General features: G+C 35.7%; 2 protein-coding genes. Both read left to right on the plus strand.

Annotated elements, in window-relative coordinates; genetic code table 11:
• A partial coding sequence (locus BUB63_RS13160) for a phage portal protein (RefSeq protein WP_073250485.1) occupies positions 1-801 on the plus strand: 801 nt, incomplete at its 5' end.
• 1 nt (position 802) lies between these two features.
• Positions 803-1044: HK97 family phage prohead protease (locus tag BUB63_RS13165; RefSeq protein ID WP_200790291.1), on the plus strand; the 242-nt coding region annotated here is incomplete at its 3' end.

Raw genomic sequence — 1044 nt, forward strand, 5'->3', positions numbered from 1 at the left:
GTAATTCTACAAAAAGAGGAAGTATTTCATGTAGTAGGGCTTGGATTTGATGGATTTAAGGGTTATTCACCAATTCAGATGGCAAGAGAGGCTATTGGACTTTCAATTGCAACAGAAGAATATGGAGCAAGGTTCTTTGCAAATGGTGCAAGACCGGGAGGAATACTTGAACATCCAGGGTTTGTAAAGGACCCTGAAAGGCTTAGAAAGTCTTGGGAAGAAGTATATAAAGGAATAAAAAACTCACATAAGATTGCAGTATTAGAAGAAGGAATGAAATATCATGAAATAGGAATTCCGCCAGAGGATGCACAGTTTTTAGAAACAAGAAAATTTCAATTAAATGAGATATGTAGAATATTTAGGGTTCCACCTCACATGATTGGTGATTTAGAAAGGGCCACATTTAGCAATATTGAGCATCAATCAATTGAATTTGTTGTTCATACAGTAAGGCCATACCTTGTAAGATGGGAACAAGCCATATCAAAATGCCTTCTTAATGAAGGAGAAAGGCGAATATATTTTCCTAAATTCACAGTAGATGGCCTTTTAAGGGGTGATTTTAAGACAAGAATGGAAGGATATGCGATAGGAAGGCAAAATGGATGGTTATCACCCAATGATATTAGGGAATTAGAGGACATGAACCCAATACCAGATGACCAAGGAGGAGATATTTACCTTGTAAATGGCAATATGATACCTGCAAATAAAGCAAAAGATGCAAAAGGTGGTGATGAATTTAATGGAAAAAATGGAGATAAGGACGATAAATCTTCAGGAATTAAGGATAAATAATATGAAACAGGAAGAAAATGAAGTTAGAATAATTGAAGGGCACGCAGCAGTTTTTGATAAATGGAGCGAAGAATTAGGTTTTGTAGTGCCATTTAGAGAAAAAGTTTCAAAAGGTGCCTTTAAAGAGAGCATAGAAAAGGACGATATAAGGGCACTTTTTAATCATGATGTGAATTTTGTCCTTGGAAGAAACAAATCAGGGACACTTTTTTTAGAAGAAGATGAAAAAGGGCTAAGGGTTAG

It is taken from the genome of Caloramator proteoclasticus DSM 10124 (assembly GCF_900129265.1).
GTDB classification, from domain to species: Bacteria; Bacillota; Clostridia; order Clostridiales; family Caloramatoraceae; genus Thermobrachium; species Thermobrachium proteoclasticum.